The organism is Kibdelosporangium banguiense (genome assembly GCF_017876405.1).
Classification (GTDB): Bacteria; Actinomycetota; Actinomycetes; order Mycobacteriales; family Pseudonocardiaceae; genus Kibdelosporangium; species Kibdelosporangium banguiense.
In genome coordinates, this window is record NZ_JAGINW010000001.1 from 6427093 (window position 1) to 6442107 (window position 15015).

Genomic DNA, 15015 nt, shown 5'->3' on the forward strand with positions numbered 1-15015 from the left:
TCCGGGTCATGAACTCGAGCCCGGTCGTGGCGTTGATCGTTCTGGGATTGGTGGTGACGTCGGTGGTGTTGTGGCGCCGCAGGCGCGGAAGTTCCAAGCGGGACAAGGCAGTCGTGGCCACACCGGCGATACCGAAGTTCCGGGTGGTGACACTCGGCCTGCAGGGCTCGGGCAAGACCCTGCTGCTGACCAGCGTCTACCGGCGGCTGCAGGTGCCGGGAAACCGCGGGTACTTCCTGCGAGTGCCGTACGTGCAGCTGATCGAGCTGAACAAGTGGTACCGGGAGGTCGCCAGTACCGACGACTGGCCCCGCGGCACCACGCGCGGTGAGATGCGGGAGTTCGAGTTCAGCGTTCTGACCGGCATCGGCGGCGAGGCCAAGCCGATACTGGACATCGGATACCTGGAATACCCGGGGGAGCTGCTCACCGACCCGGACGCGCCGGGATCGACCGCGCAGCAAAGCCTGCTGACCTCGGTGGCGCAGGCCGACGCGGTCGTCGCGATCATCGACGGCCTGCGTGTCCTGCAGACCTACCAGGGTGACCGGCGCGGCCGGTCGATCCTGCAGACCACCCTCGACGCCATGGTCCACTGCCTGCTGTCCACCCGGGCCCCGGTCGTCTTCGTGATCACCAAGTGGGACGTGCTCGACCAGCTGCACGCCGACGAGAACACCCGGCTGCAACTGGTGCACACGCTGCTGATGGGCATCGACGGGTTCCGCGACCTGGTGAACGTGCACAGCGCGCGGCGCATCGTCCGGCTGATCCCGGTGACCGCCGTCGGGCACGACTTCGCCGAGCTGCGCAACGGGATGATCCACAAACGCCCCGACGGCCACTTCCAGCCGGCCAATGTGGAGGTCGCGCTGGCGGCGGTGGTGCCGGACGTGCTCAACCAGGTGGAGCTGTCGCTGGACTACGCCACCCGGCAGGCGATCATGACCGAGATGCACCGGCAGACCCGGATGTCGCCGGCGGAGGCGGTGCGGTCGCTGAGCGCGTTCCTGGCCGACAAGGCAGCGAGAGTGCTCGCCTCCTCGATAGGTGGCGGTCTGATCGGTGAAGCGGGCGTGGCGTTGTTCATGGACGCCCGGGCCCGGCCCGATACGCACTACCAGCGCCGGATGGCGGCGTTGAGCGAAGCCGACCGGCAGGCCGAGGAGATCGTCCAGGCCCGGCGCCGGGTCGTGCAGGCCATGCAGGCGCAGGTGACCATGCTGGAGGCCAAACTGCCCGCATCCCGGCTGAGGAGTGAGCACTGACATGCGAACCTGGCCGTTCCTCGTCGCCCGGGGGCGCCGCAGTGGCTATCGAGTGCTGCTCGCACCGGACTTCCTGATCTCGCAGTACGGCTTTCTCGAGGACATCGCCGGATCGGGGCCGCGGACCGTCGTCACCACTGTCGGCGGCCGCAAGCTCACGGTCGTATGGTCGGAGCACACGGTCACCGGCCCCGACATCGGCACTGAAGACGCACCTCGTGACGAGCACAGCCGCCCGCTGCACCTGCTGCACGGGTTCGTCAGCCCGGACGCCGTTCAACCGTCTGAAGTGGACTTTGATCAGTCCTTACAGGCGGCATTGGACACGTATCGGCGTTTCCTGACCGACGAGGAGCAGTTCACCGTCGAGGCGTCAGCGTCCTTGCAGCCGGACAGCAGTGCCCCCGCCGGCCCGCCCTCGGTGCCACGAAAGATCTTTCCGGTTGTCCTGGTCGGACTTGCCGCCGTCGTCACCGTCGCAGTCATCACGATCATCGCTGTGACGTCGCTGACCGGCGAACAACCACCGGTTTTGTGCCCATCGACCACTGTGCCGACCGCGCCTGCCCCCGTGACGTCGGTGCCTCTGCGGCCGTCCTGTTGAGCTTTTTTGTCGGTGGGCTGGTCTAGCGTCTCCGGTATGCGGACGACAACGCTGCTGGCGCGCAGGCCCGGGTTCACGATCCGGGCCGTGACCTGCTGGGACGACCACGTGGGCTGGTCGAGTCCGGAGCCGCGGACAGGGTTCGGGTTCGTGCTGGCCAGGCGCGGGCGGTTCGGGTGGCAATCGCGCGGACAGGTGGTCGATGTCGACCCCACGGTCGGGTATGTGACCGTTCCTGGGGCAGAGGAGCGGTTCGCGCATCCGGCGGGCGGGGACGTGTGCACGTCTGTCGAGGTCGGTCCGGAGTTATGGCGTGGCGGTGCCCCGGCTGACCCGGCCCTGTACGTGGACGCGCGGCTAGAACTCGCGCATCGGCGGTTGCTGAAGGCTGTGCAGGCGCAGGATGTGGACTATGGCGTGGTCGAGGAGTTACTCGGGCTGCTGGTGATCGCCGGGAAGTCGGCCGTGCCGGCCGGGTCCCGGGACCGGATGCTGCTTGCGGCAGCACGCGAGGCGATTCAGGCAGCCGACCCCGGCGGCCTGTTACCGCTCGCCGAGCTGCTGGACGTCTCGCCGTACCGGCTGAGCCGCGCGTTCACGCGTGAACTCGGGATTTCGCTGACGCAGTACCGCAATCGCGTACGAGTCGGGCGCGCGCTCGACAGACTGGAGGCAGGGGAGCAGGACCTGGCAGGGCTCGCCGCCGACCTCGGCTTCGCAGACCAAGCACACCTGTGCCGGACCATCCGCGTACACGTGGGCCGAACACCCACGGCCGTTGCAAGAATCTTCAAGACCTGAGACGGCCGGAGGCCCAGACTTCCCGGCATGACACTGACGACAATCGTGATCGACACCGCGCGCCCCGCCGAGCTCGCCGCGTTCTACCAAACAGTGACCGGCTGGAAGATCGCCTCCAGCGGCGACGACTTCGCGTCCCTGACCGGCGGCCCAGTCCAGCTCGCCTTCCAGCACGTCGAGGGATACAACGCCGCCGGCTGGCCCGACCCAGCCAAGCACATGCACCTGGACTTCGAGGTCCCCGACATCGAGGTCGCGGAGAAGGAACTACTCGCCGCCGGCGCCACCAAACCCGAGTTCCAGCCCGGCGGTGCCGAATGGACAGTCCTGGCGGACCCCGAGGGCCACGTATTCTGCCTGATCCCAGCCGGAGAGTAGGCCGACCCTGCCACCCGCCTTCACGCACCAATCCCAGCGAAACCCGGCCCTACATAAGAAGAACAGCCCCCACCCTCTCCGGGGGGCGTCCCTGGTCCAGTCTATCGGGGAAGCAAGATCAGCAGGGTGTTTCAAGAGGTGAACCCGCGCGAAAGGGCCGTTCGCGCGGGGATCACCTGGATGGCGCAGGCGCTGGGCGTTCGGTGTGGTGTCCGAAATCCGCCAGCAAGGCGGTGTCCGGTCCGGCACAGTGGGTGTGTCAGTAACAATAGTCAGAGGTAGTGATGAATGTGTCTGATGTCGCGGTCGGGTCGCTGGGGACGCCGGTGGGGCGGCTGTATGTGGCTGTGAGCGAGGTTGGGCTGGCCGATGTGAGCTGGCTGGAGAGCCGGGCCAAGCTGCCGGTGGTTGATGAGCCGGAGCGGGTGGCGCCTGTTCTGGCGCAGCTGGCTGAGTATTTCGCCGGGAAGCGGGAGCGGTTCGACGTCGAGATCGACTGGCGGGGGACTTCCCGGGTGCAGCAGGAGGTTCTGCGCACACTTTACTCTACTGTGGACTTTGGGGCCTCGGTTACGTATGGGGAGCTTGCTGCGCGCAGTGGGACGGATGCGCCTGCGCGGGGGATCGGGGCGATCATGGGGTCTAATCCCGTTCCTGTTGTTGTGCCGTGTCATCGGGTTGTGTCGCATGACGGTTTGGGTGGGTACAGCGGGGGTACGAGGGCGAGTGGGCTTGAGGTCAAGCGGTGGTTGCTGACCATGGAGGGTGCGTTGCCGCCTACGCTTGACTGGGATCCCGCGGGCCTGCCTGAGCAGATGTTCCGGCGGGCATGATCACTGTTGGTAGTCCTTCAGGGTGATCGCGTCGGCCTTCTGGAATTGCCTGGCGACGAGCGCACGCATTGGCCAGCGGGTCATCATGGTCATCGAGAGGTTGCGCATCCGGATCATCAGCGCGCTGTTGGGCGCGAAGCCTTTCATTCCACCGGGTGGCAGGGTCTGGCATTGCTTGACATAGGGGCGCATCTCGTCGTGGTATCGGGCGAACGCTGCCTCGTGGTCGTCCGGTGTCGTGGCCAGTTCACCGGCGAGCACGTAGGCGGCGACGAGTGCCACCGCGGTACCGAGTCCGGCCAGCGGCGAGCCGCAGTATCCGGCGTCGCCGAGCAACACCGTCCGTCCTTGGTGCCACTGTCTCATGTGGACCTGACTCAGTGAGTCGAAGTAGAAGTCCCCGGCGTGCGGCATCGCGGCGAGGATCTGCGGTACCAGCCAGCCTGCCCCAGTGAACTTGGCGCGTAGGATTTCCTGCTGAGCAGCCATATCGCGCCGGTTGTAGTTCAGCGGTGGGGAGGTGAAGCTGAGCATCGCCTTGGCTGTGCCGCCGTTCTCCGGCCGAATCCCGGCGACCAGGCCGCCCGGCGCGCCGTGCATCAGGAACCAGTGGTCCAGGTTGCCCGGGTCCGGGACCGTGAAGTAGGCCATGTACCCGCCGAGGTGCCGCACGAACTCCTGCTCCGGGCCGAAGGCGAGTCGGCGCACCCCGGAGTGCAGCCCGTCCGCGCCGACCACGATGTCGAATCGCCGTACGGTACCGCTGGCGAACGTCACCTTGACGCCGTCTCCATCCTCGGTGAGCCCGGTGATCCGGTCGTCGAACACGTATTCGGTGCCGTCGTGTGTGGCGTCGTACAGGATGCGAGTCAGGTTGCCACGCATGATCTCGATCTCCGCCACCATCCCCTTGCCGTCGAACAGGTCGGCCGGCATCCTGGCGCCCCACCGGCCACGACTGTCCACATAGGCGAATCCGCGTTCGTCGACGCGCTCGGCCCGTACCGCGTCGAGAAGCCCCATCCGTTCGATCACCTCGCGCCCGGCGCCGCGCATGTCCACGGCGTGCCCGCCGGGCCGGGGCGCAGGCGCGACCTCCACGACCGTCGGAGCGAAGCCGTGCCGCCGCAGCCAGAACGCGAGCGCCGGTCCGCCGATACCGGCGCCTGAGATCAGTACCGTCCGGTTGATCATTGCTGTGCCCCCTCGACACGTACGATGTTCCACTTGTGCGTACACCGTATGTGTACTAGTCAAGCCCGCTTGGTGTACTAGTACGGTGGGAGGAGGGCCGATCGATGACTCAGCCGCCGTACCGGCGCATCGCCGATGAGATCCGGGCCCGCATCACCGCTGGCGAACTGCGGCCTGGCGACCCGGTGCCATCGGCGCGCGGCATCACCCGTGAGTGGGGCGTGGCCCTGGCCACCGCGACGAAGGTGCTCGCGACCCTGAACGCCGAGGGGGTGACCCGGTCGCTGCCGGGGCGGGGCACGGTAGTCGCCGGCCCGGCTGTACCCGCCCGGCCGACCGGTGTTCCGGTGAGCGTCACGCGCCGGAACGAGGGCGACCCCGACTTGACCAGAGAGCGGATCGTGGCGGCAGCCATCCGGATCGCCGACGCCGAAGGCCTGGCGCAGTTGTCCATGCGGCGCATCGCGACCGAACTGGGTGCGGCCCCGATGTCCCTCTACCGTCACGTCAACAGCAAGGACGAGTTGCTGGTGTCCATGATGGACAGTGCGTTCGGCGAGGACCCCCTGCCGGTCCGGCCGCCCAAGGGCTGGCGGGCCCAGCTGGAACTGTGCTCCCGTGTGCAGTGGCAAGGGTTCCGCCGCCACCCGTGGCTCGCCGTGGCCCTGTCGGTCACCCGCCCGCAGCTGATCCTCAGCGGGATGCGGCACACCGAGTGGGCGCTGCGTGCGCTGGACGGGCTGGGCCTGACGATCCAGGAGATGATGTACATCCACACGACACTGTTCAGCCAGGTGCGCGGCCTGGCCCTCACCTTCGAGGCCGAGGCCCAGGCCGAGCAGGACTCGGGGCTCACGAGCGACGAGTGGATGCAGACCCTGGAGCCCGGCTTTCGTGTCATGGTCGGCACCGGCGACTTTCCGTTGCTGAATCGGGCGGTCGCCAGCGATATGGAGCTGGACCTGGATGGGTTGTTCGAGTTCGGCATGGGCCGCCTGCTGGACGGAGTGGAGCGGCACCTGGCCGACCGGCGACCCGGCTCCGCGCGCTGATTCCTTTCGAGAGAGCTTTATTTAGTACGCGAACTAACTGAACTCCTTTTTTCACAACGGAAACTTGTCGTTGACATCGCGGGGTGGCCGGGTCACACTCGGGCCTGGGAGAGCGCTCTCTCGCCTGGATGCCGGACCACGCCCGCCGCCGGCGCCGGCCCGATCCGCCGTGCCCTTCCCTGCCCGCACGGGCCGATCTCGGAAGGAGACCCGTGACTCCCGGTCCCACAGCGACTTTCACGCGCCCGAAATACTTGTTCGCCGCCGCGGTGCTGTTCGCGGCCATGCTGGCGGTCGGGCCGATGGCGGGCCTCGGCGACGCTGCCCCGCCGGTCGATCCCGCCGACTACCAACAGGTGACGCTGGCCAAGGGCGAGCCGGAGATGGGCGAGCCCATGTCCATGACGGTGCTGCCCGATCGCACCGTGCTGCACACGGCCAGAAACGGCACGATCCGCGCCACCGACGCCGCCGGCAACACCAGGGTGATCGGGAACATCCCGGTCTACACCCACGACGAGGAAGGCATGCAGGGCATCGCCGCGGACCCTGCCTTCGTCAGCAACCGGTTCGTCTTCCTGTTCCACGCCCCGCCACTGACCACACCGGCCGGTGACGCTCCCGTGCAGGGCACCGCTGCCGACTTCGCCCGGTTCAACGGCGTCAACCGGCTTGTGCGCTACCAGTTGAACGCCGATCTCACGATCGACATGGGCAGCGCCCGCACCATTCTTGAAGTCGCCACGAGCCGTGGTCTGTGCTGTCACGTCGGCGGGGACATCGACTTCGACGCGGCGGGCAACCTGTATCTGACCACAGGCGACGACTCGAATCCGTTCGCCGACGGCTACGCGCCGCTGGACGACCGGCCCAACCGCAACCCTGCGCTGGACTCCCAGCGCAGTGCCGCGAACAGCAATGACCTGCGCGGCAAGATCCTGCGTATCCGGGTCAACGCCGACGGTTCGTACTCGATCCCATCGGGCAACATGTTCGCGCCCGGCACCGCGAACACACGGCCCGAGATCTACGCGATGGGCTTCCGCAATCCGTACCGGATGAATGTCGACAAGGCCACCGGCATCGTCTACCTGGGAGACTACGGTCCGGACGCCGGCACGACCACCAGTCGCGGGCCGAGCGGCCAGGTCGAGTTCAACCGGGTCACCGGGCCGGGCTTCTACGGCTGGCCCTACTGCACAGGCTCGAACACCCCGACCGAGACGTACGCACAGTTCAACTACGACACCAACACCGCTGGTGCGAAGTACGACTGCGCGGGCGGCCCCACCAACAACTCCCGCAACAACACCGGCATCAAGCAGTTGCCCGCGCCGTCACCGGCGTGGATCAAGTACGCCGGTGACAGTGGTTCGCCGCCGGAGTTCGGCGGCGGCTCGGAATCGCCGATGGGCGCGCCGGTCTACCGGTTCGACCCGAACCTCAACTCGGCGGTGAAGTTCCCGCAGTCGTTGGACGGGCACGTGTTCGCGACCGAGTTCGGTCGCCGCTGGATCAAGGACATCGAGGTACTGGCCAACGGAAACCGTGGCACGATCCAGCCGTTCCCGTGGTCCGGCACGCAGGTCATGGACGCGCAGTTCGGACCGGACGGCGCACTGTACGTTCTGGACTACGGCACAGGATGGTTCAACGGGGACGCGAACTCCGCCGTCTACCGCATCGAATACCGCCCGTCCGGTGGCCGGGCACCGATCGCCGCGGCGAGTGCGAACCGCACGTCCGGTGCGGCGCCGCTGGCCGTCACGTTCTCGTCAGCCGGAACGTCCGATCCGGACGGCGGACCGTTGACCTACCGCTGGACATTCGGTGACGGCGGCACATCGACAGCCGCGAACCCGTCGTACACCTACAACACCAACGGCAGTTACACGGCAACGCTGACGGTCACCGACAACACAGGTCTGACCGCGAGCGCGAGCGTGCCCATCAACATCGGGAACACCGCGCCGACAGTGGTGGTCGAGTTGCCTGCCAACGGCCAGGTGTTCAACTTCGGTGACACCGTCCCGTTCCGGATCCGGGTGACCGACCCCGAGGACGGCACGATCGACTGCAACCGGGTCAAGATGACCTACATCCTGGGCCACGACAGCCACGGTCACGCGATCACGTCGCAAAATGGTTGCACCGGAAGCATTGCGACACCGTTGGACGGTGAACACGACACATCCGCGAACCTGTTCGGCGTCTGGGACGCGGAGTACACCGACAACGGTGGCGGAGGCCAGCCACCGATCACAACCCACGCCCAGTCGGTGACGCAGCCGAGGACCCGCCAGGCCGAGCACTTCAAGACCATGCAGGGCGTCGGGATCATCGACAAGCCTGCCGCGAACGGCGGCCGGACCATCGGCAACATCGAGAACGGCGACTGGGTGTCGTTCGATCCCTATGTGCTGCAAGGTATTCCGAGCATGACGGCCCGGGTTTCCTCCGGCGGTGCCGGAGGTACGCTGCAGGTCCGGGCGGGTTCGCAGACCGGCACGCTGCTCGGATCGGTCGCGGTGGCCAACACCGGCAGCTGGGAGACTTTCGTCAACGTGACGGCGAATCTGTCCGGCATCCCGGCCGGGACCACGAAGTTGTTCCTGGTCTTCACAGGTGGTGCGGGTGCGCTCTTCGATGTGGACCAGTTCACGCTGGGCGGGTCCGGCCCGCCGCAGCCTGGACTGCTGTCCGCGGGCCGCCCGGTGACCGCGTCTTCCTCGGAGAACGCGACCTACGGCCCAGGCAACGTGACCGACGGCAACACCGCCACGCGTTGGTCGTCGCAGTTCGCCGACCCGCAGTGGGTGTCGATCGATCTCGGCCAGACCCGGTCGGTCTCCCGAGTACGGCTGAACTGGGAGGCGGCGTACGGCCGGGCGTACCGGATCGAGGTGTCCACCAACGGAAGTACGTGGAACGGCGTGTACTCCACCACGACCGGCGACGGCGGGATCGACGATATCGGCTTTGCCGCGGCAGAAGCCAGATATGTCCGGGTCAATGGGACCGCCCGGGCCACAGCATGGGGATACTCTTTGTGGGAGATGGAGGTTTACGGTGTATAACACGATACGGAGGACGTCTCTTGCTATCGCTGTTGCATTGTCCCTTGTTTTCTCACTCATGACCGGCGTCAGCCAGGCGGCCGACCCGCCGTACCGGATCATGGTCTTCTCCAAGACAGCCGGATTCCGGCACGACTCGATTCCCGCGGGCATCCAGGCACTGCAGGAACTGGGTGCGGCCAACAGCTTCACGGTCGACGCCACCGAGGACGCAAACGCTTTCACCACGGCCAATCTCGCCAACTACAAAGCCGTGGTGTTCCTCAGCACCACCGGTGACGTGCTGAACGCCACCCAGCAGACCGCGTTCGAGTCGTACATCGCCGGTGGCGGCGGCTATGTTGGTGTCCACGCGGCCGCGGACACCGAGTACGGCTGGCCGTTCTATGGCGGCCTTGTCGGCGCGTACTTCCACTCGCATCCGCAGATTCAGCAGGTGACCGTGCGCGTGGACGACCGGACGCACCCGTCCACTTCGCATCTGCCGGTGGCATGGGTCCGGACAGATGAGCTGTACAACTACCAGACCAACCCGCGTGGCGGCGCCAGGATCCTGGCCAGACTTGACGAATCCACGTACTCCGGCGGCAACATGGGCGCCGACCACCCGATCATCTGGTGCCAGAACTACCGTGGCGGCCGATCCTGGTACACCGGCCTCGGTCACACGCAGCAGTCCTACGCCGAGGCGAACTTCCGGAACTCGCTGCTGGGCGGCATTCGCTGGGTCGCAGGCATGGTTCCGGGCGACTGCAGCCCGGATACCCAGCCTGGCCCGGTGCTGTTGTCACGCGGCCGTCCGGCGACGGCGTCCACGGTCGAGAACGCGTCGTACGGCGCGGGAAACGCGGTCGACGGCAACACCGGCAGCCGTTGGTCGTCGCAGTTCGCCGACCCGCAGTGGTTGTCGGTCGACCTGGGCCAGAACCGCCAGGTTTCCCGGGTCCGGCTGCAGTGGGAGGCCGCGTACGGCCGGGCGTACCGGATCGAGGTGTCCGCCAACGGATCCAGCTGGTCCACAGTGAACACCCAGACCGCGAGTGACGGCGGTGTGGACGACATCTCGTTCACCGCGACGACCGCTCGTTACGTCCGCATGTACGGCACAGCCCGTGCCACGGCGTGGGGCTATTCGTTGTTCGAGTTCGACGTCTACGGGACCTGATCTGCCAGACCGAGACCATCGGTGACCTGTCTCTGCCAGTACGGGTCACCGATGACCCCGGTTGCCCGGCGCATCGGCAGCGCCTCCTCGTAGAGCCGGAGGGCTCGTTCTTGTTCACCGCGTCCTGCGGCGACGAGGGCGAGCCCTTCGATCGCGTTCGGCAGGTTGTGCGGATATTTCGAGTTGGTGTGCAGCACTTCCCGGAAGACGTTCTCGGCGACGTCCAGGTCACCTTTGCGCAGTGCGATCCCGCCGAGCACGTTGAGTGCCTCGGCGGCCTTGTTCACCGATTCGAGCCGCCGGCAGATCGCGAGGCTTTCCTGAGCCAGCACCCAGGCCTGCTCCTGGTCGCCGTCCAGCGACAACGACCAGGCCAGGTGTGCCAGGCAGGTCGCGGTCGCGAACGGCTGATCAAGGTCACGGACCGTCTCGACGCACTCGGTCCGGTGCCGCAGGGCCAGATCCAGTTCACCGGCCATCTGCTGCACGCACGCCAACGTGGTCAGGCAGTTGGTGATCAGCCCGGGGTCCGCCAGATCACGGGCGATGGCCAGGCTTTGGTGCGCGTGTTCGATCCCCTCGGTGAAGTCGCCCTGGAATCCGGCGAACCACCCCGCCCGGTCGAGTGCAGCGCAGCGGTGCCGGGGTTCGCCTTGCGGCTGGTCAAGCGCTTCCCGCAATACTTTCCGGGCATCGGCCAGGAAACCCAGATTGGCGTGTGCGACGGCCAGGGCTGTCGAGAGCAGCACGTGCCGCTCGTCGTACCTGGTCCCGGTCCATTCGCAGACGACCCGCAAAGTACTGGCCTGTGTCGCCGCCAGTCTGCGGATCTCGCGTGGCACCGACATTGGTGTCGTGACGAACGCTTCGGCCATACCGGCGAGCCAGCTGGCGAGCGCTTCATAGGCGCTGTCGGTCTCCTCAGCGTCTGTCAGTCGCTGCATGGCATAGAGCCGGATCGACTCGAGCAACCGGAAGCGTGCGCCTGTGAGCAGGGATTTGGCCTGCAGGCGGGAGATCATGTCGAGCGTCGTGTCGGTGTCCAGGCCACAGACCGCGGTGGCCGCTTCCAGGTCGAAGCCACCGACGAACACCGCGAGCCGGCGTAACGCGCGTTGTTCGCCTGGCGCCAGCAGTTCGTAGCTCCAGTCGATCGCCTCACGCAGGCTCCGCTGCCGGTTGGGCCTGGTCCGGCCGCCCATGACCAACAGGTCGAACCGGCTGTCCAGCCGGGCGCAGATCTCACCGGCCGACAGCACCGGGACCCAGCGGGCGGCCAGCTCGATCGCCAGCGGGATGCCGTCCAGCCGGGTGCACATGGCCGCGACCGCGTGCGCTTCGGCGGCCGGAAGCTTGTAGTCGGGCAACATCTCTTTCGCGCGTTCGACGAACAGCCGCACGGAGTCCGCACGCCGTAACGCGTTCACACTGGCGTCCTTGCCGTCATCCGGAACACCCAGGCCATCGATCCGGACGGTCACCTCGCCGGTGATTCGCAGGGCTTCCCGGCTGGTGGCGAGAATTCGCATGCTGGGGCACCGCGACAACAGGGTGTCGGCGAGTTTGGCGCACGCGTCGAGCAGATGCTCGCAGTTGTCCAGCACCACCAGGACACGCATGGTCCGCAGTGTCGCGACGATCGTCTCGAGGATCGGTTCGTCGCTGTGCTCGGTCAGCCCGGCCGCGGCCGCCACTGTCTGCGCAAGCAGTTGCTCGTCGGTCACCGATCCCAGTTCCACCAACAGGACCCGGTCGGTGTCGGCTCGTTGCACCCGGCCGGCCGCGGCGATCGCCAGACGCGTTTTGCCCGCGCCCGCGCTGCCGGTCAACGTAAGCAGCCGATGTCTGCGCATCAGCCGCTCGAGCTTGATCAGTTCGTGCTGCCTGCCGACGAAACTGTCCCGCTCAGCGGGAAGGTTGCTGACGATCCGGCTGCTGGGCGGCGCTGGTTTGTCCACCGCCTGCGCCATTCTGGCGCGATAGGCCCGTTGTCGGCACGCGTTTGAGCAATAGGCGCGTACTGCCCTTTCCGGCAGGGCGCTCTGACACACCGCGCACCGGGCAACCACAACAAACGAACGTAACAGCTCGGATGTTCGCACACCAGGTTCGCGTTACGCCGCGTTACGCCGGCCTTTACGACCGCCGGGACCGCTCGGCACTCTGGCGGAGTCACCCGGCGATCTGGAAGGACTGGAATGCGGGCCGTGTCCACCGACTGCGAAGTGCGGTCTTATCCCTTTTCGGAAGCACATCGCCTTGACCTCGACCCGATCTACGACCACATCCGGGAGCACGAACCGTTGTGCCGGGTGCGGTTGCCGTACGGCGGCGACGCGTGGCTCGTGACACGGCACGAAGACGTGCGTGCGGTGCTGGTCGATCCGCGTTTCAGTCGTGCGGCGGGTCTGGGACGGGAAGAACCGCGTGCCTCCGTGGCCACGCCGCCGCGCGGCATGATGGACATGGACCCGCCCGATCTCACGCGGCTTCGCAAGCTCGTCACCGGCGCTTTCACCGCGCGGCGCGTGGAACGGTTGCGGACAAGGGCTTTGGCCATCGCCACCGAGCTGGTGGACCGGATGATCGAAACAGGGTCACCGGGCGACCTGGTCACGGATTTCGCGCGGACGTTGCCGATCACCATGATCTGTGAGCTGCTCGGGATTCCGGTGAGCGACCGCAAGGACTTCCGGGCCTGGGCGGGTGCGTTCGTGTCGGGGGAGTCGTTGACCGCCGAGCAGCGCAACGAGGGCCTCGGCAACCTGATGGGCTACATGGCCGAGCTGGTCCGCAAACGCCGCGAGACGCCGTCCGACGATCTGCTGGGCGCGCTCGTCGCCGCCCGGGACGGGCACGGCAGGCTCACCGAGGAGGAGCTGCTGTTGCTGGCAGTGGGCCTGCTCTCGGCCGGCTACGAGACGACCGCCAACCAGATCCCGATCTTCACCTACGTTCTGCTCACCCACCCTGACCAGCTCCGGCTCTTGCTGGCGGAGCCTTCGCTGGTGCCGTCCGCGGTCGAGGAACTGATGCGGTACGTGCCGCTGGCCGCGACGGTCGGCATTCCGCGGTGGGCCGTGGCGGACGTGCAGCTGTCCGGCGGCACGGTGCTGGCCGGAGAACCGATCTACGCCGACCGCACGGCCGCCAACCGTGATCCGCGTGTGTTCACCGACCCGCACAAGATCGACATCACCCGGCAGCCCAATGCGCACATCGGTTTCGGCCACGGCATCCACCACTGCCTGGGCGCGCAGCTGGCCCGGCTGGAACTGCAGGTGTCGCTGAGCGTTCTGCTGGACCGCTTGCCCGGCTTGAGTCTGGCGATCGATGAGCAGGACCTGGTCTGGCGCAAGGGCGTCACCCTGCGCGGGCTGACGGCGTTACCGCTGGCGTGGAAGGAGCAGGCGTGACCCAGCAGTTCCCGTTCGACGAACCGTTGTCCTTCGACCCGGTGCCAAGGCTTGTCGAGATGCAGGCGGTCGATCCGGTGCCGTGGGTACGGATTCCCACCGGGCACGATGTCCGGCTGGCAACCCGGTACGACGATGTCCGCCGGGCGCTGAGTGATTCGATGATGAGCCGTGAGGCCTGTGTCGCACCGGGCGCGCCGACGCTCGTTCCCGGCGCGATGTCACCGGACATTCTGTCCAATATGGACCCGCCACGGCACACCCGGTTGCGGCGGCTGGTGTCCAAGGCGTTCACCGCGCGGACTGTGGAGCGGTTCCGGCCGCGGGCCGAGCTGGTGGTCGACGAGCTGCTGGACGACATGGTGATCAAGGGGGCACCCGCGGACCTGGTGGCCTGCCTGGCCAATCCACTGCCCGCGGTGGTGATCTGTGAGCTGCTGGGCATCCCGGCGGGCGAACGCGAACCGCTCTACGCCTGGCTGCACGCCGCTGTCAACCAGCACGGCGACGACGAACTCGACCAGCTCACCGGGCACGCGGCCGGATATCTGCTCGACCTGATCGGGCGCAAACGCCAGGACCCGGGTGACGACCTGCTCACGGCGCTGGTCGAGGTCAGCGACCAGGGCGACCGGCTGACCGAGCCCGAACTGCTGATGACCATGCTCTCGCTGTTCGGCGCGGGCCAGGAGACCACGTCGAGCCAGCTGACGAAGTCGGTCTATGTGCTGCTCAGCAGGTATCCGGAGCAGTGGGACCGGCTCGTGGCCGACCCCGGCCTTGTGTCACAGGCGGTCGAGGAGCTGCTGCGGTTCGTCGGTCTGGGGCACGCGGCGTTCCCGCGGGTGGCCACGACGGACACCACGTTCTCGGGCGTCGCCGTGCCGTCCGGGTCGGTGATATTCCCGGTGCTGAACGTCGCCAACCGGGATCCCGCGGTGTTCCCAGACCCCAACAGGCTCGACATCACCCGGGCGGACGCCGGGCTGCACCTGTCGTTCGGCCGGGGCATCCACTTCTGCCTGGGCGCACCACTGGCCCGGCTCGAACTGTGCACCGCCCTGCGGGCACTGGTGACCATGTTCCCCACGCTCCGGCTGGCGGAGCAGGACCAGGAACCGGACTGGGACACCCAGACCGTCTCCTGTGGACTGAAGACGCTGCCGGTCACGTGGTGACCCCGGTCAGCCCCCGTGGCAGGGACGAGGGCTGACCGGGTGTTTTCTC

At 67.2% G+C, this 15015-nt stretch carries 12 protein-coding genes; 10 read left to right on the forward strand and 2 right to left on the reverse strand.

What is annotated here, in order from left to right:
• Window positions 1-8: 8 nt before the first annotated feature.
• From JOF56_RS30255 to JOF56_RS30275, 5 genes are all read left to right on the forward strand, one after another.
• Complete coding sequence (locus JOF56_RS30255; protein ID WP_209642876.1) at window positions 9-1268, forward strand: hypothetical protein; 1260 nt, start codon at window positions 9-11, stop codon at window positions 1266-1268.
• 1 nt (window position 1269) lies between these two features.
• Entirely contained in the window at window positions 1270-1872 is a 603-nt protein-coding gene (locus tag JOF56_RS30260; protein WP_209642877.1) for a hypothetical protein, read from the forward strand.
• 36 nt (window positions 1873-1908) lie between these two features.
• On the forward strand, window positions 1909-2673 hold the full coding sequence (locus JOF56_RS30265; protein WP_209642878.1) for a helix-turn-helix domain-containing protein: 765 nt from the start codon (window positions 1909-1911) through the stop codon (window positions 2671-2673).
• A gap of 27 nt (window positions 2674-2700) precedes the next feature.
• Entirely contained in the window at window positions 2701-3051 is a 351-nt protein-coding gene (locus JOF56_RS30270) for a VOC family protein (protein WP_209642879.1), read from the forward strand.
• Between the two features lie 290 nt (window positions 3052-3341).
• The gene (locus JOF56_RS30275; protein ID WP_209642880.1) at window positions 3342-3884 is read left to right on the forward strand and encodes a methylated-DNA--[protein]-cysteine S-methyltransferase; all 543 of its coding nucleotides are present in this window, start codon (window positions 3342-3344) and stop codon (window positions 3882-3884) included.
• Here JOF56_RS30275 and JOF56_RS30280 read toward each other — a convergent pair whose 3' ends face one another.
• Window positions 3885-5078, reverse strand: coding sequence for an FAD-dependent monooxygenase (locus JOF56_RS30280; RefSeq protein WP_209642881.1), 1194 nt, complete (start codon window positions 5076-5078; stop codon window positions 3885-3887).
• A 104-nt stretch (window positions 5079-5182) separates the two neighbouring features.
• Between JOF56_RS30280 and JOF56_RS30285 the strand changes: the two genes are divergently transcribed.
• From JOF56_RS30285 to JOF56_RS60800, 3 genes are all read left to right on the forward strand, one after another.
• Complete coding sequence (locus JOF56_RS30285; RefSeq protein ID WP_209642882.1) at window positions 5183-6130, forward strand: TetR/AcrR family transcriptional regulator C-terminal domain-containing protein; 948 nt, start codon at window positions 5183-5185, stop codon at window positions 6128-6130.
• Window positions 6131-6342: 212 nt separating this feature from the next.
• Window positions 6343-9207 carry a PQQ-dependent sugar dehydrogenase gene (locus JOF56_RS30290; protein ID WP_209642883.1) on the forward strand — a complete coding sequence of 955 codons (2865 nt, stop codon included), beginning with the start codon at window positions 6343-6345 and terminating at the stop codon, window positions 9205-9207.
• A 58-nt stretch (window positions 9208-9265) separates the two neighbouring features.
• Window positions 9266-10372: a ThuA domain-containing protein gene (locus tag JOF56_RS60800; protein WP_209642884.1), complete on the forward strand. Its 1107-nt coding sequence runs from the start codon at window positions 9266-9268 to the stop codon at window positions 10370-10372.
• Here the strand turns inward: JOF56_RS60800 and JOF56_RS30300 are convergent.
• The gene (locus tag JOF56_RS30300) at window positions 10360-12342 is read right to left on the reverse strand and encodes an ATP-binding protein (protein ID WP_209642885.1); all 1983 of its coding nucleotides are present in this window, start codon (window positions 12340-12342) and stop codon (window positions 10360-10362) included. The two genes, JOF56_RS60800 and JOF56_RS30300, sit on opposite strands and share 13 nt — an antisense overlap.
• Before the next feature lie 237 nt (window positions 12343-12579).
• Between JOF56_RS30300 and JOF56_RS30305 the strand changes: the two genes are divergently transcribed.
• Both JOF56_RS30305 and JOF56_RS30310 read left to right on the forward strand, forming a co-directional pair.
• Window positions 12580-13788: a cytochrome P450 gene (locus JOF56_RS30305; protein ID WP_307855321.1), complete on the forward strand. Its 1209-nt coding sequence runs from the start codon at window positions 12580-12582 to the stop codon at window positions 13786-13788.
• A complete protein-coding gene (locus tag JOF56_RS30310) occupies window positions 13785-14966 on the forward strand; it encodes a cytochrome P450 (RefSeq protein ID WP_209642887.1) in 1182 nt (393 codons plus the stop codon). Before JOF56_RS30305 ends, JOF56_RS30310 begins: the two co-directional genes overlap by 4 nt.
• The last annotated feature ends 49 nt before the right edge of the window (window positions 14967-15015 follow it).